Consider the following 18,177-nt stretch of genomic DNA (forward strand, 5'->3'; position numbering starts at 1 on the left):
CATATTAGTAATTTATTTAGTAAGTTGAAAAGTGATTGGACATACTGACTGAGAAAAATAGTTAAACTTAAAATAAGTGCATATCCTATACATCCTTTTATGCTGCTTCTTCAATTAAAGCACCAGATAGTTTAAAAACATCTAATCCTTTTAACCTAAGTTATGCTAATTTCACGGATACAACATCGATAATCACATCGGCTAGGGTGTTGTTTGTGATTGTTAATGTTGGACTTGCAACAGTAGCTTTGAAGTCAAAACTGTAGTAGGCATATTCATTACCATCTACCATACTATCACCTTTAAACTGTCGAGTTGTAATGCCAGTAATTCCGATATCAACTGTACCACCACCACTAACTTCAAAAGCTGCTTGGAATCGATAAATCTCACCAACCTGTAAAGGTAACAATGCCTGCGAGATATTTTCACCGACATTAAGCCGTGCATTATTATCTCCCAACAACTGAGTGCCGCCAGTTTCGGTTGAACCATTTCCTGACCAAAAAGGCGGTAAGACCGGCGGTGTGGATTGTTCGAATCCGCCGTTACGAACGTGATTTAGATTAGCTAATTTTACGGATACAACATCTATTGTCACATCGGAGTCGGTGTTGTTTGTGATTGTTAATGTCGGACTTGCAACAGTAGCTTTGAAGTCAAAACTGTAGTAGGAATAATCTGAAGAATTTACTTTAAAGCCTTGAAAATTTCGAGTTGTGATGCCAGTAATGCCGATATCAATTGTACCAGTAGTAGCATTTGTGAAAAAAGCGGCTTGGAATGTATACCTTTCACCCACCTGTAAAGGCAGCAATGTCTGGGAGATATTTTCACTCATATTAAGCCGTACATTATTATCTCCCAACAACTGAGTGCCGCCAGTTTCGGTTGAACCATTTCCTGACCAAAAGGGCGGTAAGGCCGGCGGGGCGGATTGTTCGAATCCGCCGTTTCGAATGCGATTTGGATTAGCCAATTTTACAGACACAACATCTATTACCACATTGGAGTTGGTGTTGTTTGTGATTGTTAATGTTGGACTTGCAACAGTAGCTTTGAAGTCAAAACTGTAGTAGACATATTCTTCACTAGCTTCTATATTCGCTCCTTGAAAACTTCGAGTTGTGATGCCCGTAATATCGACATCAATTGTACCAGTACTAGCACTGTCTGTGCTAAAAGCAGCTTGGAATTGATAAATCTGACCAACCTCTAATGGTTTTAATGGTTGCGAAATACTATCTCCGGCAGCAGGAAGCCGTCCATTATTATCACCCAACAGCTGGACGCCTGTTTCACTTACGGCACCGCCAATAGGTGACCAAAAAGGACCTACACCAGGTGGTGTGGATTGCTCGAATCCGCCGTTTCGAACGCGATTTTGATTAGCCATATTTCATTCTCCTTTCTCTTAGTTTAGAATCGAAATGAAGAGAAATAATTTTTCTTCATTAATAGTTTATTTAGTAAGTTGATATATGATTGGACATACTGATTGAGAAAAACAGTTTTCTATAAAAATGAATAGATTTTCTTGTAAAATTGTGCTTTTATCAGATTGTCGAGTCATGACAGTTTCTTTACTTTTACACGTTTTTTCTGAAAAAAGGATCTACTTCCAATAAAGAAATGTATATCATATACAAACTTAGTTTACATAATGAGGTATTTTCGGAACTGAAAAAGGATCTTCTAATGGGGCTGTTGACAAACTAAAGAGTCTCATTACTAGATACAGAATATAGTGAATAAAAAAGAAGATGAACACTACATTTAGTAGAGATTCATCTTCTTTTTGTTTGAAGAGGTATTTGTCAACACCCCCTAACGGAAGATCCTTTTAACCTAATTTATGCTAATTTCACGGATACAACATCGATTTTGACATCGGCGCTGCTGTTGTTTGCGATTGTTAATGTTGGACTTGCAACAGTAGCTTTAAAGTCAAAACTGTAGTAGGCATATTCAGCATCTACCATCCTTGCAGCTCGAAAATGTCGAGTGGTAATGCCAGTAATTCCGATATCAACTGTACCAGTAGTACCGCCACCACCAGTTTCAAAAGCGGCTTGGAATTGATAAATCTCACCAACCTGTAAAGGTAACAATTCCTGCGAGATATTCTCACCAGGATTAAGGAGTGCATTATTATCTCCCAACAGTTGAGTGCCTCCAGTTTCGGTGGATCCAGTTCCTGACCAAAAAGGAGCTAAGGCCGTTGGGGTGGATTGTTCGAATCCGCCGTTTCGAACGTGATTTGGATTAGCTAATTTTACGGATACAACATCGATTTTGACATCTGCGCCTCCGATCGGACCGGTGTTGTTTGTGATTGTTAATGTTGCACTTGGCACAGTAGCTGTGAAGTCAAAACTGTAGTAGGAATAATTTCCAGGATTTATGTTAGCTTGAAAATGTCGAGTTGTGATGCCAGTAATAGCGATATCAATTGTACCTGCAGTAGCAGTAGTATCTAAAGCGACCTGAAATTGATAGATCTGACCAACCTGTAAAGGTAACAAAGCCTGTGAGATATTTTCACCGACATTAAGCCGTACATTAGTATCTCCCAACAGTTGAGTGCCTCCAGTTTCGGTTGAACCAGTTCCCGACCAAAAAGGAGGCAAGGCTGGCGTGATAGATTGCTCGAATCCACTGTTACGAACGAGATTTGGATTAGTTAATTTTACGGATACAACATCGATAAACACATCGGCGTCGGTGTTGTTTGCGATTGTTAATGTTGCACTTGGCACAGTAGCTGTGAAGTCAAAATTGTAGTAGGAATATTCATTGCCGTCTTCTATATTAATTGCTTGAAAACGTCGAGCTGGCTGCCCAGTAATTCCGATATCAAGTGTACCAGTAAGAGGGCTAATAATGCTAAAAGCGGCTTGGAATTGATAAATTTCACCAACCTGTAAAGGTAACAATTCCTGCGAGATATTCTCACCAGGATTAAGCCGTGCATTAGTATGTTCCAACAATTGAGTACCAGTTTCGGTTGAACCAGTTCCCGACCAAAAAGGAGGCAAGGCTGGTAGCGTGATAGATTGCTCAAATCCACCATTTCGAACACGATTTGGATTAGCCATTTTTCATTCTCCTTTCTTTTAGTTTAGAATCAACATGAAAGACTAGAACTAATCTTTTATATTAGTAGTTTATTTTGCAAGTTAAAAGGTGATTGGACATACTGACAGTATCTACTTCAAATAAAGAAATGTATATTATATACAGACTCAGTTAACATAAAACCAACTATAAGAAGTATGCAAAAAGGCCAAATCCTGATGGTTCAAGGGTTTGGCTTTTAGCCGATTTTATCGTTTATACATGATTTTATACATCGTTGATTTATCAACGTTTCTGGCTTCTCAAGAATCCTGGCGACTGCATAAAAAAGTGGGGTTTTATGCAGCTTTTTTATGTGATCTAAAGACATTTTATCAGTTAATCCTTCTGCTTTTTAAATGTACAACTTTCTTCGACATTAGCTCCGCCCACTTCAATTGTGGTTTGATTGATTTTCATCTAAAGTTGCTGTAAAGGCAAGGTCATTTAAGTTAAATGTATATACATTATCGGTATTTTCTTCATATTCTCCTGCATTTGTTCCTGCTCCATCTACCCATTGAACTGTTCCTTCTTTTGTAAATGTTACTTCTGCTTCCTCATCGCAAGATGATTCTTCAGCGAACACTCCAAGCGTTCTTCCTATCGCTACATTATCCGTTAAAATATCCATTACCGTTTCATCTTTACGCAGCATCACAAATTCATCGATGTATACCACGATGTAAGGTTTTTTATGTTCTTCTGGAAGGTCATCAATCTGACTTACCTCGAATATTTCCGTTAAATCGCTTCTTTCATCTAACTACCTTTTGATATGATGCAGCATTTCAGCAATATCCTTAACATTATTTAACACACACTTCACATGTTCAACCTTCCTAATCCCCTAGTTAAACTCCAATTCGCTCGGTTTCTTAGTTAGGATCAAACTTGTAAGGTTTGAACGTAATTGTGTTGATTTACCGGATCCTGTTTCCCCAGCTATAAGGATATATGATACATTCATAATTTCGTTTAAACACAATGTTAAGGAAGGACTGTCTATTAAAATATGACAGTCCTTTTTCATGTTTCGTAGCAGTTTCTTATAAAGAGCATGAATTGTTGTGCATATTAATAAAAATATTATCTCTTTTTCTTTTTTGTTTCTTTTGACAGTGCTTGCTGTTTGACTACTTTTTCAAACATTACATATACATGGACATGGTTTCCTTCAACATTCTTTACACTTAAAACCTTACCTTTGCGGCCTTTAATTTTTATATTTTCATCAATTGAAGGTATTTGTTTTACCAGCTGACTTAATAATAAAGTTTTATCTTCAAAATAATGAATGACAACCATCTTTTGATCTCCTCCTTTTAAGGTGGTATTGATCACATCACAATGAGCTGATTTAGAAACTTTTTTTGAAAGTTCTTCATCTCTCTTTATAAATTATTTAGTAAAACATCGATTTAGACCGTTGGCATTATTTAAAGATGTTATTGATAAAAGGAAGTCATACAATCCTACAGATATAAGAAAGGAAGTATACATTAGATCAGTCAGTTAATTTTAGTTCATTGCTACCTTTTTATAGTCATATTTTTTCTATTAATCTTGATGATGATGAATAGCAGTTCTTCGAAATACAATGTTTTATATTAGTTGAACAGGGTATTGATCATATAACGAGATTACGACATAAATAGGTGATATGTAATTAAGTAATCAAAATAGAAGAGAATGCAATAGAGTAAGTTCTTCAAAGAAAAGTATAGTTTTTATATGCTGGTTGGGGTATTAATACCCCAACCAATTTTATGAAGATTTTTCACTTTTTAGTAAACTATAAGGATGTAAAATTTCCAAATGTAACTTTCCAAATGTAACTTTCCGAAACAATTCAAATCTAAAATGAGGTGTAAAAATGAATATATTATTTTTATTAATCTATTTCATCATCATCATAGCTGTAATTGAAATCCATACTATTTTATTTTGGACAACTGGATTAAAGTTAGAGGTATCTAGATTCCAGGTAATCTCTATGATGACAGGCACTGGTTTTACGACAGGAGAATCTGAACTAATTTTAGGTCATCCAATTCGAAGGAAATTAGCCATTTTTCTTATTCTATTTGGAGCATTTTCACTTGCTGTTATTATTTCAACAATTAGTTCATATTTATCAGATGATTTAAGAACAAAAGAAATTTTTTTCGTTGCGGGAGGATTATTACTTATTCTTGGTATCTTAAAACTATCTTTTATTCAGAATAAGTTATCTACATTATTTAACGAAAAAATGCGGAATAAAATTGAAGTAATTGATTTACCGATACGAGAGGTTTTTTTATTAGATGAGAATGATCATGTGTTAAATCTCCATGTTTTTAAAGAGTCATATTTGCTAGATAAAACATTAAATCAAGCAATAAAAGGTCATGAAGAATTAGAATTTGTTATATTATTTATTAAAAGAGGTGATTTGATCATTAAAAAGCATGTTTATAATACAGAAATCCATGAAGGGGATCAAATTTTTATATTCGGTTCTAAAAAGATTATTGAGGAGAAATTTAAAAAAGATATCGAAGTCATGGAAGAGGAATTGAAAAATCATACACATGCCATGATTATGAATAATGGATAGAAAGTCAATGCCTGACTATATTTGTATAAAATTAAAATAGACCACCTGTTCTTTCAATGGTTGGTCTATTTTAATTTAAGTAGAAAGAAAGTTAATAGATTTTATTCCTCTTCAGTCACTTCATCATTTATATTTTCTTTGAAGGCAATCGAGAAAAGCAGGGATACCAATATAGCTCCGCCAATTAAATTACCAATTGAAGCAGGGATGATATTTAATAAAATCAATTGTAGCCAACTAATGTTAAATCCTTCTAACAATGTGATGCTGAAATATCCCATATTAGCTACAGCATGTTGGAAATTACCTGCTTCAAAAATAATAACAGGAAGAAAAATCCCTAAAATTTTCCCAACAACATCCCTTGCAGCAGTGGCCAGAACAGCTGCCATTCCAATAAGCCAATTAGCTAAAATTCCTGAAAATAGGACTTGAAACCAGCCCCATGTACCACGTTCTGTAAAGTGCATTTTTTTTTCTACAAATACAAGTAGACCCTCATAAAATTCTTTATCTAATGACCCAGAAAGATTTAATAAAAAACCAACAAAAATAGCCCCTAAAAAGTTTCCAAAATAACAAATCAATAGAAACTGAAATAGTTTTTTGCTTATATGATCCTTACTGTTAAATATGTAACTAGGCAGTAAAACATTTATTTCCGTAAATAAAATAGAACCTGAAAGGAAAATCATTGTATAGCCAATAGCAAAGCCAATTCCAGATAAAAGATTATAAATACCATCGTCTTTAACATTTATGGACAATAGCACTGAAGCAAGCGCACCAAAGGTGATAAACGCTCCTGCCAAAATAGAGAGTATAAATTGAGCTCGTCCAGTCATTTGCAGTGATTCTTTTCCTTTTAACATAAAGGATTCCATTATTTGTTCAGGAAAGTAATATTGTCTTTTTGGATAAAGACTATGTTTGTTATTTTGTTTGGTTTTTTTATTCATATCATTCTCCTATGCTTTTTCTAATCAGTTTCCCGAGATCATAAATTTAAAACATACGGGTTTATAATTTATGAAGAAGTTTTTAAGTGTTTTAGACACAAAATAGATATTTTCCTTTCGCAACCATTTTCATGGGATATAATCCTTACAAAAATAAAATTATAAAAATTGTAATTGATGTTGTAACAACATTACTGTATGGCACATAGTATAAACCATATAGTGTATGACATATAGTATTTGAAAACGAGGTGGGTGAATGAGTACATTACTGAATTCTTTAATAACAGAGCTTAGAAGAGGGACTTTGACATTGGCGGTATTAAGTCAATTACGTACTCCGCAGTATGGATATTCGCTAGTACAATTATTGGAACAGTCAGGTATTACAATTGACCAAAGTACACTATATCCATTACTTCGCCGTTTAGAAAAACAGGAGCTTGTGACAAGTAGTTGGGATACTTCAGAGAGCAGACCACGTAAGTATTATGTTTTAAGTGAATATGGAGTAGAAATTTTTATACAGTTAAAAAAAGAATGGATCAAGAATTCTAAAGAACTATATGGGTTAATAAAAGAGGAGGAAGATGATGAAACAGAATTTGATTGAGATTTATATCCAAGAAGTTACTCGAAGGCTGCCTGAAAAAAGCCGTGAGGACATTGGGCTTGAATTGCGGTCAACAATTGAGGATATGCTGCCTGATAATTACACAGAGGAAGATGTAAAATTATCGCTTGAAAAATTAGGTAACCCCGTAACATTAGCCAGTGGCTACCGAGACCAGCCATTGCACCTTATAGGTCCGCGTTATTATGATATCTATCTATCATTATTAAAAATGATCTTACCGATTGCAGGTGTTGTCGTGTTACTCTCAATGATCACAGAATATTTTATTGGATATAGTGGGCAAGAAGCAGTTCTCAATGTCGTTCTTGCCATAATGGGTGAAGGAATATGGGGACTTCTAGAAGTTGGTTTTCAAGTTTTTTTCTGGTTAACGCTCGTTTTCGCCATTATTGAACGCACTGATAAAAGGAAAGATAATCAACCGTTAACAACAAGTTTTAATAAATGGACACCAGATGATTTAAAAAATATCACATATATTCCAAAGAAAAAAGCGATTACAAAATGCGAAGTATTTGGTAGTTTACTGTGGACAGCTATTTGGGCAACTCTTTATTTTTATGCAAATCATCTTGTAGGTGTATATAAAGGAATTGGAAACGGATTAGATTTTATCATTCCAGCATTAAACCAAGAAGTGCTGTTTCGTTATTGGGTAATTGTTGTAATTGTCATAGGATTAGAAATAACATTAGCTATCTATAAATTCATTAAAGGACAGTGGACGAAAAAAGTTGCACTTTTTAATGCGGTTATCGAGGTTATCGCAACAATTGTAACCACCGTGATAGTAATTAATCCTGACTTGTTGCAGCAAGAATTTATATTATATATGACTGATCTATTTAATTTAACAGCTGGTCAATTTCAAGCATGGTTAGTTGGTGGTATCATTCTCATTTTTGTCGTAACTGCTATAATAAATGTGTTAGATGGTTTTCGAAAAGCTAGGCATCATTAATTGATATAATACTAATCTTTCTATTTAGTAGGCTAATTTATTTATTAAAACCCTTGATGTTATCTTCAGATTTTATCAGATGCGCAGGATCATAATCAGATTAAAACACATATAAAAAATAAAATAAGCAAAAGGGAGTGCTAATTCGCATAGTATAATAGCACTTCTTTTTTTTGGAAAAAACAAATAACCATACTGATTATGGCATATTACAATTAATCAATTTTTAGCACATGCTATGAAAGCTGCGATTTAATTGAATATTTCTATAGTATCATCGACATGCGAGGTGTACTGCGATGAAAAAAATATGGCTGTTAGGGTTTGGATTTTTCAGTATTAGTATCGGATGGGCTTTATATAATGGATTTGTGCCATTTTTTCTTAATCATTATCTTGCTAGTACGGCATTGATTGGATTTTTGATGACAATTGATAATTATTTCGCCCTCTTTTTACAACCATACATCGGACAACGAAGTGATCGAACAAATACTCGATTCGGACGGCGGATGCCTTATTTGCTAATCGGCATGCCATTAGCTGCTTTATTCTTTGCCCTTATTCCATTCCATTTTAATTTAGTATCACTAATTATTTTTATGGTATGTATGAACTTATCAATGGCCATTTTCAGGTCGCCGACAATTGCATTAATGCCTGATATTACTCCAGAACCTGAACGTACAAAAGCAAATGGTGTGATTAACTTCATGGGTGGTTGTGGGGCAATTTTAGCATTTAGTGTAGGTTCTTTCCTATATGATATTGAAGAATTCTTACCGTTTTTAGCCGTTTCAGCGATTTTTTTAATTGCTTTATTGGTTGTTTTTAAAACTATTAACGAAAAAAGAGATACAATTTCAACGGCAATGACAATGACTCCAAAAATTAATTACAAAAAAGAATTAAATTCACCAACAATTTATTTGTTAGCTGCAATCTTTTTTTGGTTTTTTGCGATTCAAGGGATGGAGGCTTTATTTACGTTGTATGGTGTAAATGAGCTTGGCCTATCAAATAGTTCTTCCGCGTTTTCTTTAACATTTTTTTCTTTAAGTTTTGTCTTAACCGCCATACCAAGCGGGATCCTTGGTGCAAGATTCGGAAAGAAAAAAATGATTCTAATTGGCATAATAGGTTTGGTTTTTATTTTTCTCCTTTTAAATTTAATACAATCTGTCTATTTTTTAAGAGCTCTTTTATTAGTTGGCGGGATTTTTTGGGCTTGTATTAATATCAATGCATATCCTTTTATCGTTTCTACTGGAACTGAACAAAGCTTTGGAACTAGAACAGGTCTATATTACTTGGTTTCATCTTTAGCAGCTATTATTTCACCACCATCTTTAGGTCTATTAATTGATTTATTTGGGTTTGGGATTTTATTTTATACAGCTGCAGGGAGTATGCTTCTTGCCTTAACATGTATGCTAAAGGTTACTATTTCTAAAAGCACTGAACAGGCTTCTTCTCCTGATAAATGGTAGCCTTGCTTATAACGGGTATAAGTTAGATAAAGGCATTGTCAAATCTAAATATTTTTTTATGAGATAATATCAGTATAGAATTAAAACAATAAAACGAATTTACTATGTTTAATTTCAGGAAGGTGTTTGTAGGATTATGAATCTATTAATGCTTGATCGTGTAAAAAATACGAAAAATGTCTTGCGAAAACATATCATCGAAACAATTATGAATGAGTTTGATAATCAGTGTATGAAGTTAGATGTAAAGGAAAGAAAAGAAAAATATCATAAAATGATGGAAAGTCCCTTTCGTTTTTTTCGAGGCAGTGCCTATTTATTTTATTATGATATGACGAAAATTCCTTTTTCTTATCATACTCCAGAAGATAAACCAACATGGATTCAAGGTGATTTACATATGGATAATTTTGGAGCATTTCAAAATGAGCTAGGGGAAATTGTATATGATGTAAATGATTTTGATGAGGGATATATTGGCTCGTATTTATATGATGTGTTACGTATGTCTGTAAGCATTGCTTTGTTTTGTGACGCACTATCACTTAGTGAAGAAGAACAAAAGGAGAGAATCATTACATATCTTACATCATACTATCGTCAGTTAAACAGATTTGTAAAGTCAAAGGATGATCCATTCACATTGACGTTCACAAAGGATAATACAAAAGGACCTGTCCAGAAAATTCTAAAAAAATTAGTTAAAAGACAGCGAAATCATCTTTTAAAAGATATAACGTATATAAATGAAGAAAACAAACGTGTTTTCGCTTGGTCTGATGAGATACAGCCTGTGAGTGCTATCGAACGTGGAACACTTGACTCTATATCAGAGGATTATTTTCATTCATTAGATGATGATAACAAAAAGGATAGCTCTTTTTATACGATAAAGGATGTGGCTCGTAAACATGGTTCAGGAACAGCCTCAATCGGACTTGATCGCTATTATATTTTGGTTGAAGGTGGAAAAGAATCTTACGGAATCGATGATTTAGTATTAGAAGTAAAAGAAGTACGTACGCCTATACCAGCATACTTTTTATTCTACAGGGAAAAATTTTGGCAGAAATATGAACATCAAGGAGAACGGGTTGTTGCCACACAAAAAGCTATGCATCATCTCGAAGATCCCTATTTAGGCTATTTGACAATAGAGAACCGCCATTTCTATGTTCGGGAGCGATCTCCTTATAAAAAGAAAGTAAAAGCACAACAACTGAAATCGATAGAAGATATTGATTTAACGCTTGACTGCATGGGGAGAATTACGGCGAAAATTCACGCTCGTTCAGATGTTGATTTTCAAGCTGATTTATTTTCACATCATAGTGAGGTAGAAATTTTAAAAGCTATTGGAAATGAATTCAATACATTCTGTGCTCAGATTGTTTTCTCTGCCATAACTTACAAGGAACAAGTTAAAAACGATTATGAAATATTTTTTCAGTGGGTGAAAAAGGAATTTAAAGATACAGAACAAGATCATCATTTAGGAGATAAATAGAAAGTTAAAAAAGAAGAATACTGTTAAATGAGAGGATTCCATACATTATTATGGAATTCTTTTGTTTAATATCGAAAATAATAAGTTAATAAATTGTCAAATGATCCATCACTTTTTTTACCTGCTAAGCATTTAAATTTGTTTCGGGAGCTCCACCTGTTACTATAGAATTGTATTCTTACAAAGGAAGGATAAATTTAAATGGTAAATTTACAAATACCCGTTTCTGTCTTAAATCTTGTGCCTATCCGTGAAGGGCAACAAACAAAAGAAGCTATTGATGCTATGGTGGATTTAGCACAAAGTACTGAAAAATTGGGATATAAACGATATTGGATTGCTGAACATCATAATACACCGACACTCGGTAGTTCAGCTACTTCCATTTTAATAAAGCATACATTGGAACATACCGAACATATACGAGTTGGGTCAGGTGGAATCATGCTTCCGAACCATTCACCATTGGTAATCGCTGAACAATTCGGAACAATGGCAACCATTTATCCTAATCGACTCGATCTTGGTCTCGGCCGTGCGCCTGGTACAGATATGATGACGGCAAGTGCATTAAGAAGAACACAAAATGATTCTGTCTACACATTCCCTGAGGATGTCAATTCATTGCTTACATATTTTGGACCTGAAGAGAAGCAAAGCTATGTAAAGGCTTATCCAGGAGTTGGAACAAATATCCCACTATATATTTTAGGCTCTTCGACTGATTCTGCCTACCTAGCAGCCAAATTAGGCTTGCCATATGTATTTGCTTCCCATTTTGCACCAAAATATATGGAAGAAGCGATTTCAATATATCGTAATAGATTCCAGCCATCTGAATACTTAGACACACCATACATGATTGTATGCTTAAATGTAATTGCGGCTGAAAGCGATGAAGAAGCAAAATTTGAATCAACAACCATGCAGCAGTTTTTCCTGAATGTTGTTCGTGGCTCACAAATGAAGTTAAAACCGCCTGTTGAGAGTATGGAGCACATTTGGAGACCTCATGAAAAAGAAATGGCATCGTCAATGTCTAGTGTTACTTTATTAGGAAGTAAAAATTCAATACGAGATCAATTAACAAGTTTTCAAGAAAAATATAATGTCGATGAATTTATGGCAGTGTCTTATATATTTGATCCTGATAAACAAAAACGTTCTTATGAAATCTTAAAAGAAGTTGTCGATGGAAGATAAGAAATGAAATTTCAAAAGCAAACTCCGTTAACGAAAATGGAGTTTGCTTTTGATGTTTAAAAACTGTTATTAAGTTCTTTTAAAACTTCCCCAATACTTTTGTGATTAATTACCTCATCTGCATAAGGATCAAAGTCAGTTTTGTCCCTATTTACAATAACAAGTTTTGCTCCATTTTCTTTTGCAATCAAGGGGAATTGGTTTGCAGGTGTCACAGTTAAGGATGAACCAAGTACAATAAATAAGTCTGCCTTTTCTGATTCTTGTAAAGCAAATTGGAAAGCATCTTCTGGCAGCGCTTCTCCGAATAAAACGATCGACGGACGTAAAATACCCTCACATTCACAATAATAATCACGGTTTACATATTCATCGCTGCTATAGCTTTTACCACAAGATTGACAGTGCAGCTTTTGCAATGTTCCGTGTAATTCAGCTACCTGCTTAGAGCCTGCTTGTTGATGAAAACCATCTACATTTTGCGTGATAATAGACTTAATAATTCCTTGTTTTTCCCATTTGGCGAGTATGTAATGGCCCTGATGCGGTTTGTATTCTTTTACACCAAGCACTCTCTCTCGATAGAACTCAATAAACTCATGAACATTTTGATTCAATGAATTTATAGAAGCAATTCGGCTTGGATCTTTTTCCTTCCATAAACCTTTAGAAGAACGGAAATCTGGAAGTCCACTTTCTGTAGACATCCCCGCACCTGTGAAGACAACTGTATAATTTGACTCGCCTAACAACTGTTGCAACAAAAACATTCACTCCTTTAATCGATAGCATGTTGTCAAACTCAATTTGAAAAGAATCATGTTGAAAAAGCAGGTAACTTCCTATTCATTATTGTGACTCGTTATGACTGTCTTTGTCTAGAGAATATGCCCCCAAGGTAAAAAAGGGGACATACACAGGAAAGAAAAATACCTTTTTAGTGAATTCATTTATTTTGTTTGTTTGGAATAGTGTCGTTTGTTTTAAATAAATTTTTTGATACTGCATTAAGCTTATTTAAAAACCTGTTAAAACCAAACCCAACAAAGAAAGCAATGCTTATTTGTGCAAATGGGGTATCCTCATAGTCTGTGAATTGTATCAATAAGATGCCGCTTTCAATTAGGGTGACTGCAATTATTGCTGTCCCAGTTGCAAAAATCGGATAAAAAATGTACATTATCCATTCTCTATAATTATTTAATTCATCTTTCATATAGTGTGAACAAAACATGTAAAGATGACGAAGGGATGCACCAATAGCTCCAGCGAAGAAATAATACAAAAAGATTTTTATTTCAGCAATGAGTGGAATCTTACTTTCAAAAGTACCAGTCCACAACATGCCAACCATAATAAAACTGCCAAAAAACAATAAGGATAGATATGTTAAAATAACTCCTTTTAACCATCTCTTCAAATAAATTACCTCCGCTTCAGATAATTTATCCTATGAGATAATCTTTTTAATTGTTCAATCTGCTATTCTAACACAATAATAATACTATTTAGGACTGAGTTTGAAAAAGAAAAGTGTGGGTTTGGCTTCTTTCACACTGGAAGAGAAATAGGGAGTTAATCTGAAGCAATTAGTTGTTGGAATGAAACTGTTGGTAAAGAAACGTAGTATTCATTAATACTTAAATTTTTCATGCTAATGAGTTTTTTTCTTATCAAGCAAGTTATTTTTTCACAGTGCGTTTAATCATTTCGTTTAAGTACTCTATGAGTGGGTAATAAAAATATAAGTATTTGATTGAAAAATCAGATAGAAGAGGGGGGAAGATCTTATTATGGAAATTTTAAGCTACTCTTACAAGCGAAAGGGAATTATCGAGTTTATGTTTGATAAATTTCCTCTTTCTAAAGTAGTTTTTTACCCAATAAAACAATATTACTTTATCAAATTTATAAAATGGGACCATCGTGACCCAGCTGTAAAGACTGAAGATCTGGAGGTAATGCAGCTGCAAGTTAATGAGTTTTTAGGTTGTCTTGATTATTACACGAAGCGTAAAGCATACAACGGTAATACACGATATCATTTAAATACTCTTCAAAAATAATACATACAATCAGAAATAACTCACTCTTATTGGATGGTTGTTGCTTCAATGTTTTTCCGCATGTACAAAAGTTGTGAAATTTTATATAAGAAAAAAAGAAAAGCACCCTTTATGAGTGCTTTCCATTAAACTCATTTACTTACTGAACAAACCACGTACTCCTTTATAAATTAAGACGAGTGAGAAGACGAGAACAGTTAGTATGCCAAGTATATTAGTAATTGGTGAAACGCTTTCAAGAAATGAATCAGCTAAAGGAACCCTAATAAGTGCAAAACCAGCTAAAATCGAAGCAAGGAATAAGAAAATCCGATTATCCATTGGTTTCCCCTCCTTCCTATTTGATTGATATAATATATGTCCTTATTCATTTATTTATGTCAGTTTTGAAAATAAGAACAAGCAGTTATTAGACTATTTTTGAAAATTTATGTATTTAAGAATAATTAAATAAACACAATGTATATATGAAGGAATTGATACTAAAATTGAGAGAATGTATAGGTATTACTAGTAAGAATAAAGGAAAAGGGAGAGAAGCTGAATAACCATTTAGGTTTAATGGAATAATACAAGACTAGAAAAAGATAAAAATTTATGTAGGGTTTTATGTAAATATATTGATTGAATATGGACATTTCTTTTCCACTAGGTTTTTAAAGCTTTAAATTATTAAGGGGGAAAATATGGAATTATCTTTATTATTAGAGTATGGCTGGGTTTTACTTATTCTAATTCTTTTGGAAGGGTTATTATCTGCTGATAATGCTTTAGTTTTAGCAATCATGGCGAAGCATTTGCCAGAAGTACAGCAAAAAAAGGCAATTAATATTGGGTTGCTTTTAGCTTTTATTTTTAGAATTGGCGCAATATTTATTATTTCGTACCTATTCCATGTTTGGCAAGTCCAAGCGATTGGGGCTGCTTATTTAATTTTTATTGCTTTAAAACATTTACTAAAGAAGAAAGACGGCGAAGAGGAGAAAAAAGGGAAAAGCTATCGTATGACCATCGCACAAATAGCTTTAGCAGATATCGCTTTTGCTGTTGACTCTATTTTAGCTGCCGTAGCTCTTGTCATAGCCTTACCGGATACACCAATGAATGAAATTGGCGGTATGGATGGTGCTCAATTTATTGTTATTATAATAGGTGCTATCGCTGGTTTAATTGTAATACGTTTTGCTGCTGGATATTTCGTTAAGTTATTAACAAAACGACCTAGTTTAGAAACGGCCGCAATGCTTATCGTTGGTTGGGTAGGGGTTAAGTTATTAATGCATACTCTTGCACATCCAGCAGTTCACATCATTTCCCACGAATTTGTTGAAGGACCTATTTGGAATACAATCTTTTGGAGTGTTATGCTTCTTATTGCTTTAGGTGGTTGGTTTTTATCTAAAGAGAAGTCAGAAGAAACGAGTGTATGAAAATATTCATTAAAGATAAGAGTGGATTTCTCGTACGAAAATAAAAAGACATATCGTAAGAGTTGAAGATCAAAATTACAGATCTTGAACTCTTTTTTACGTCTTACATGAACTTGTTCGAGTAGTATGCTGTGAGCATTAGTGTAGATTAATATAACTATCAATTGTTCCCTGAAACAATCACTTTGTCAAAAGAGATACTATTGATCTTATGTAAGCTGCTTCAGAATCGTATATATCGCTGACGGGCTATGGTGAACATAAAAACACGGTCAATAAGTTGTATAAATCTGCTCCAAGGGGGGAGATAGCTCTAAAAGAAAAAGGACCAATTAAAATCAATTTAGGTATATAAATTACACTTAAGGCAAGTGATGCCTACCGATGGAAGGTTTCTTTATTAAAATTGCTTATATTCCTCTTTTGCCATATTAAGGAATGCTAGAACTGAAGCAGATAACATTTGCCCTTTTTTATAACTAACGACAACAGTATTTTTATAGCTTGGGTTGCCTAAGGTGAAATAATTTGATTCTGTCTGAACAATATTCCTTGTAATAATTCATTCAAGAAGAATGCTTATCAATTTAAAAATTAGTTCAATAACTCCTAAATCAGCTATTTTATCTAAAAAGAAGAGAGAATACAAAATTAAAAGTTGATTGAGTTAGTCCTAAAATGATATTCTTTGTTTACTAATGAAATTGAAAATAATGATTTTTTGTAAAATTGATTGACACTTTCATACGAACCGTGTTTAAATCATATTATATACATTTTAGTACATAAAAGCATAAAAGCGAAAAAGCATCAGGTTAAAAATATGATTTGAAGATAAACAGAAGGAAGTGACGACCATGGAAAATCGTAACAAAATTATAGACTGTACCATTCGTGACGGCGGGTTGGTAAACAATTGGGATTTCAGTGTGAGTTTTGTGCAAGACCTATATAATGGACTGAGTGAAGCTGGTGTAGAATATATGGAGATTGGTTACAAAAATTCACCAAAGCTTCTTAATGCCACTGAGCCTAATCCATGGAGATTTCTTGACGATAACTTCTTAAAAGAAATTATCCCTGAAAAAAAGTTCACAAAGCTGTCCGCTTTAGTGGATATTGGACGAGTTGATCCAAATGACATTCTGCCACGAGAACAAAGTGTTTTAGATATGATTCGAATTGCATGCTACATCCGTGAAGTGGATAAAGGTCTGGAGCTTGTAAAAATGTTCCATGATTTAGGCTATGAGACTTCACTTAATATTATGGCTTTATCAAGTGTTCCTGAACATCAGTTGATTGAAGCATTCGAAATGGTGAAGGAAAGTCCTGTAGATGTTGTTTATATCGTTGATTCCTTTGGAAGCTTAGATCCAATGGATATTGAGCATCAGGTTAAAAAGTTTAAAGCGATGCTTCCTAACAAACAACTTGGTATTCATACTCATAACAACATGCAGTTAGCTTTCGCTAATACATTAACAGCAATGCGAAATGGCGTATCTTTCCTTGATTCTTCTGTTTATGGTATGGGTCGTGCAGCTGGAAACTGTCACACAGAGCTTCTCGTTACCCACATACAAAAACCAAGCTATGAGGTTAAACCAGTTCTTCGAGTAATAGAGGAGCACATGCTGGAAATGCGTCAAAAGTGGGAGTGGGGTTATATCATTCCTTACATGATCTCTGGTACATTAAATGAACATCCTCGAGTTGCCATGGCTTATCGCAACAGTGATGATCGTGACAAATTTGTAGATTTCTATGACAAGGTAACATCTCCGGAATCTTCTATTTCATCATTGTCAAAATAAATTAGATTTCAAATGGAACTCCATATTATGTACTAAAGACTGTAGTCAAATTCGATTTTTATCGTTGTGACTACAGTCTTTTTTGCGTGCCAAGCAATACAGCTAACTATTTTCTTTTAATTTGTTATTTCACAACTAATTTTAGTAGTTCTTAGACAATTTATTAAATTTGTTTGAACACATAGTTCTATCGTATTGAATTGGTTGGATTTGTTTTATTTCAAGATTGCTGGGTAAAAGAAAGACATAGTTAGAAAATTTCATATAAAAAAAAGGAGGTACCTTACATATGGATCTAAGAAATACATAGACTTTACTTATTAAAAAGACCTTAGCTATGTAAACACTCAAATTCATCTGTTTTTTGATATTAGTAGTTTTAAAAATG

The 18,177-nt window shown here is 33.8% G+C and carries 18 protein-coding genes; 9 read left to right on the forward strand and 9 right to left on the reverse strand.

Translation table 11 applies throughout. The features are described 5' to 3' along the window. Positions 1 to 160: 160 nt before the first annotated feature. The 5 genes from GMB29_RS13760 to GMB29_RS13780 all read right to left on the reverse strand — a co-directional run bounded on the left by GMB29_RS13760 (position 161) and on the right by GMB29_RS13780 (position 4,425). On the reverse strand, positions 161 to 1,396 hold the full coding sequence (locus GMB29_RS13760) for a hypothetical protein (RefSeq protein WP_136354464.1): 1,236 nt from the start codon (positions 1,394 to 1,396) through the stop codon (positions 161 to 163). A 457-nt stretch (positions 1,397 to 1,853) separates the two neighbouring features. After that, the gene (locus GMB29_RS13765) at positions 1,854 to 3,098 is read right to left on the reverse strand and encodes a hypothetical protein (RefSeq protein ID WP_136354466.1); all 1,245 of its coding nucleotides are present in this window, start codon (positions 3,096 to 3,098) and stop codon (positions 1,854 to 1,856) included. A 413-nt stretch (positions 3,099 to 3,511) separates the two neighbouring features. Next, complete coding sequence (locus GMB29_RS13770) at positions 3,512 to 3,751, reverse strand: hypothetical protein (protein WP_155443894.1); 240 nt, start codon at positions 3,749 to 3,751, stop codon at positions 3,512 to 3,514. 216 nt (positions 3,752 to 3,967) lie between these two features. Next, the gene (locus tag GMB29_RS28095) at positions 3,968 to 4,150 is read right to left on the reverse strand and encodes an FtsK/SpoIIIE domain-containing protein (protein WP_136354470.1); all 183 of its coding nucleotides are present in this window, start codon (positions 4,148 to 4,150) and stop codon (positions 3,968 to 3,970) included. 56 nt (positions 4,151 to 4,206) lie between these two features. Continuing rightward, a complete protein-coding gene (locus GMB29_RS13780; RefSeq protein WP_136354472.1) occupies positions 4,207 to 4,425 on the reverse strand; it encodes a hypothetical protein in 219 nt (72 codons plus the stop codon). Positions 4,426 to 4,993: 568 nt separating this feature from the next. On the opposite strand from GMB29_RS13780, the gene GMB29_RS13785 reads away from it, so the two are divergent. Next, positions 4,994 to 5,719, forward strand: coding sequence for a hypothetical protein (locus GMB29_RS13785; protein WP_136354474.1), 726 nt, complete (start codon positions 4,994 to 4,996; stop codon positions 5,717 to 5,719). A gap of 101 nt (positions 5,720 to 5,820) precedes the next feature. On the opposite strand, the gene GMB29_RS13790 is transcribed toward GMB29_RS13785, so the two are convergent. Next, positions 5,821 to 6,678 (reverse strand): formate/nitrite transporter family protein, encoded by an 858-nt coding sequence (locus tag GMB29_RS13790; protein WP_136354476.1) that lies wholly within the window; start codon positions 6,676 to 6,678, stop codon positions 5,821 to 5,823. 259 nt (positions 6,679 to 6,937) lie between these two features. Between GMB29_RS13790 and GMB29_RS13795 the strand changes: the two genes are divergently transcribed. From GMB29_RS13795 to GMB29_RS13815, 5 genes are all read left to right on the forward strand, one after another. Then, entirely contained in the window at positions 6,938 to 7,291 is a 354-nt protein-coding gene (locus GMB29_RS13795; RefSeq protein WP_136354478.1) for a PadR family transcriptional regulator, read from the forward strand. Then, the gene (locus tag GMB29_RS13800) at positions 7,272 to 8,276 is read left to right on the forward strand and encodes a hypothetical protein (protein ID WP_136354480.1); all 1,005 of its coding nucleotides are present in this window, start codon (positions 7,272 to 7,274) and stop codon (positions 8,274 to 8,276) included. Before GMB29_RS13795 ends, GMB29_RS13800 begins: the two co-directional genes overlap by 20 nt. A 299-nt stretch (positions 8,277 to 8,575) precedes the next feature. Then, a complete protein-coding gene (locus tag GMB29_RS13805; protein WP_136354482.1) occupies positions 8,576 to 9,766 on the forward strand; it encodes an SLC45 family MFS transporter in 1,191 nt (396 codons plus the stop codon). A 136-nt stretch (positions 9,767 to 9,902) separates the two neighbouring features. Further along, complete coding sequence (locus GMB29_RS13810; protein WP_136354484.1) at positions 9,903 to 11,273, forward strand: DUF2252 domain-containing protein; 1,371 nt, start codon at positions 9,903 to 9,905, stop codon at positions 11,271 to 11,273. Positions 11,274 to 11,474: 201 nt separating this feature from the next. Continuing rightward, positions 11,475 to 12,476: an LLM class flavin-dependent oxidoreductase gene (locus GMB29_RS13815; protein ID WP_136354486.1), complete on the forward strand. Its 1,002-nt coding sequence runs from the start codon at positions 11,475 to 11,477 to the stop codon at positions 12,474 to 12,476. A 56-nt stretch (positions 12,477 to 12,532) separates the two neighbouring features. Here the strand turns inward: GMB29_RS13815 and GMB29_RS13820 are convergent, their stop codons facing one another. Both GMB29_RS13820 and GMB29_RS13825 read right to left on the reverse strand, forming a co-directional pair. Next, positions 12,533 to 13,240 (reverse strand): NAD-dependent protein deacylase, encoded by a 708-nt coding sequence (locus GMB29_RS13820; RefSeq protein WP_136354488.1) that lies wholly within the window; start codon positions 13,238 to 13,240, stop codon positions 12,533 to 12,535. Positions 13,241 to 13,422: 182 nt separating this feature from the next. Further along, positions 13,423 to 13,896, reverse strand: coding sequence for a hypothetical protein (locus tag GMB29_RS13825; protein ID WP_136354490.1), 474 nt, complete (start codon positions 13,894 to 13,896; stop codon positions 13,423 to 13,425). A gap of 373 nt (positions 13,897 to 14,269) precedes the next feature. Here GMB29_RS13825 and GMB29_RS13830 point away from each other — a divergent pair, with 373 nt between their 5' ends. Next, positions 14,270 to 14,542 carry a hypothetical protein gene (locus GMB29_RS13830; protein WP_136354492.1) on the forward strand — a complete coding sequence of 91 codons (273 nt, stop codon included), beginning with the start codon at positions 14,270 to 14,272 and terminating at the stop codon, positions 14,540 to 14,542. Between the two features lie 135 nt (positions 14,543 to 14,677). On the opposite strand, the gene GMB29_RS13835 is transcribed toward GMB29_RS13830, so the two are convergent. Continuing rightward, on the reverse strand, positions 14,678 to 14,863 hold the full coding sequence (locus tag GMB29_RS13835; RefSeq protein WP_136354494.1) for a hypothetical protein: 186 nt from the start codon (positions 14,861 to 14,863) through the stop codon (positions 14,678 to 14,680). Between the two features lie 365 nt (positions 14,864 to 15,228). On the opposite strand from GMB29_RS13835, the gene GMB29_RS13840 reads away from it, so the two are divergent. Together GMB29_RS13840 and GMB29_RS13845 are read left to right on the forward strand one after the other, a co-directional pair. Then, positions 15,229 to 15,972 carry a TerC family protein gene (locus tag GMB29_RS13840; RefSeq protein ID WP_136354496.1) on the forward strand — a complete coding sequence of 248 codons (744 nt, stop codon included), beginning with the start codon at positions 15,229 to 15,231 and terminating at the stop codon, positions 15,970 to 15,972. A gap of 857 nt (positions 15,973 to 16,829) precedes the next feature. Further along, positions 16,830 to 17,789 (forward strand): aldolase catalytic domain-containing protein, encoded by a 960-nt coding sequence (locus GMB29_RS13845; RefSeq protein WP_136354498.1) that lies wholly within the window; start codon positions 16,830 to 16,832, stop codon positions 17,787 to 17,789. Positions 17,790 to 18,177 lie beyond the last annotated feature (388 nt).

Source organism: Metabacillus sediminilitoris (assembly GCF_009720625.1).
GTDB classification, from domain to species: Bacteria; Bacillota; Bacilli; order Bacillales; family Bacillaceae; genus Metabacillus; species Metabacillus sediminilitoris.

Coding starts and splice junctions, on each gene's coding strand:
- GMB29_RS13815 (WP_136354486.1), top strand. CDS start 11,475: ATGGTAAATTTACAAATACCCGTTTCTGTCTTAAATCTTGTGCCTATC.
- GMB29_RS13810 (WP_136354484.1), top strand. CDS start 9,903: ATGAATCTATTAATGCTTGATCGTGTAAAAAATACGAAAAATGTCTTG.
- GMB29_RS13765 (WP_136354466.1), bottom strand. CDS start 3,098: ATGGCTAATCCAAATCGTGTTCGAAATGGTGGATTTGAGCAATCTATC.
- GMB29_RS13760 (WP_136354464.1), bottom strand. CDS start 1,396: ATGGCTAATCAAAATCGCGTTCGAAACGGCGGATTCGAGCAATCCACA.
- GMB29_RS13780 (WP_136354472.1), bottom strand. CDS start 4,425: ATGGTTGTCATTCATTATTTTGAAGATAAAACTTTATTATTAAGTCAG.
- GMB29_RS13805 (WP_136354482.1), top strand. CDS start 8,576: ATGAAAAAAATATGGCTGTTAGGGTTTGGATTTTTCAGTATTAGTATC.
- GMB29_RS13790 (WP_136354476.1), bottom strand. CDS start 6,678: ATGAATAAAAAAACCAAACAAAATAACAAACATAGTCTTTATCCAAAA.
- GMB29_RS13770 (WP_155443894.1), bottom strand. CDS start 3,751: ATGGATATTTTAACGGATAATGTAGCGATAGGAAGAACGCTTGGAGTG.
- GMB29_RS13785 (WP_136354474.1), top strand. CDS start 4,994: ATGAATATATTATTTTTATTAATCTATTTCATCATCATCATAGCTGTA.
- GMB29_RS13840 (WP_136354496.1), top strand. CDS start 15,229: ATGGAATTATCTTTATTATTAGAGTATGGCTGGGTTTTACTTATTCTA.
- GMB29_RS13835 (WP_136354494.1), bottom strand. CDS start 14,863: ATGGATAATCGGATTTTCTTATTCCTTGCTTCGATTTTAGCTGGTTTT.
- GMB29_RS13830 (WP_136354492.1), top strand. CDS start 14,270: ATGGAAATTTTAAGCTACTCTTACAAGCGAAAGGGAATTATCGAGTTT.
- GMB29_RS13795 (WP_136354478.1), top strand. CDS start 6,938: ATGAGTACATTACTGAATTCTTTAATAACAGAGCTTAGAAGAGGGACT.
- GMB29_RS13845 (WP_136354498.1), top strand. CDS start 16,830: ATGGAAAATCGTAACAAAATTATAGACTGTACCATTCGTGACGGCGGG.
- GMB29_RS28095 (WP_136354470.1), bottom strand. CDS start 4,150: ATGAAAAAGGACTGTCATATTTTAATAGACAGTCCTTCCTTAACATTG.
- GMB29_RS13800 (WP_136354480.1), top strand. CDS start 7,272: ATGAAACAGAATTTGATTGAGATTTATATCCAAGAAGTTACTCGAAGG.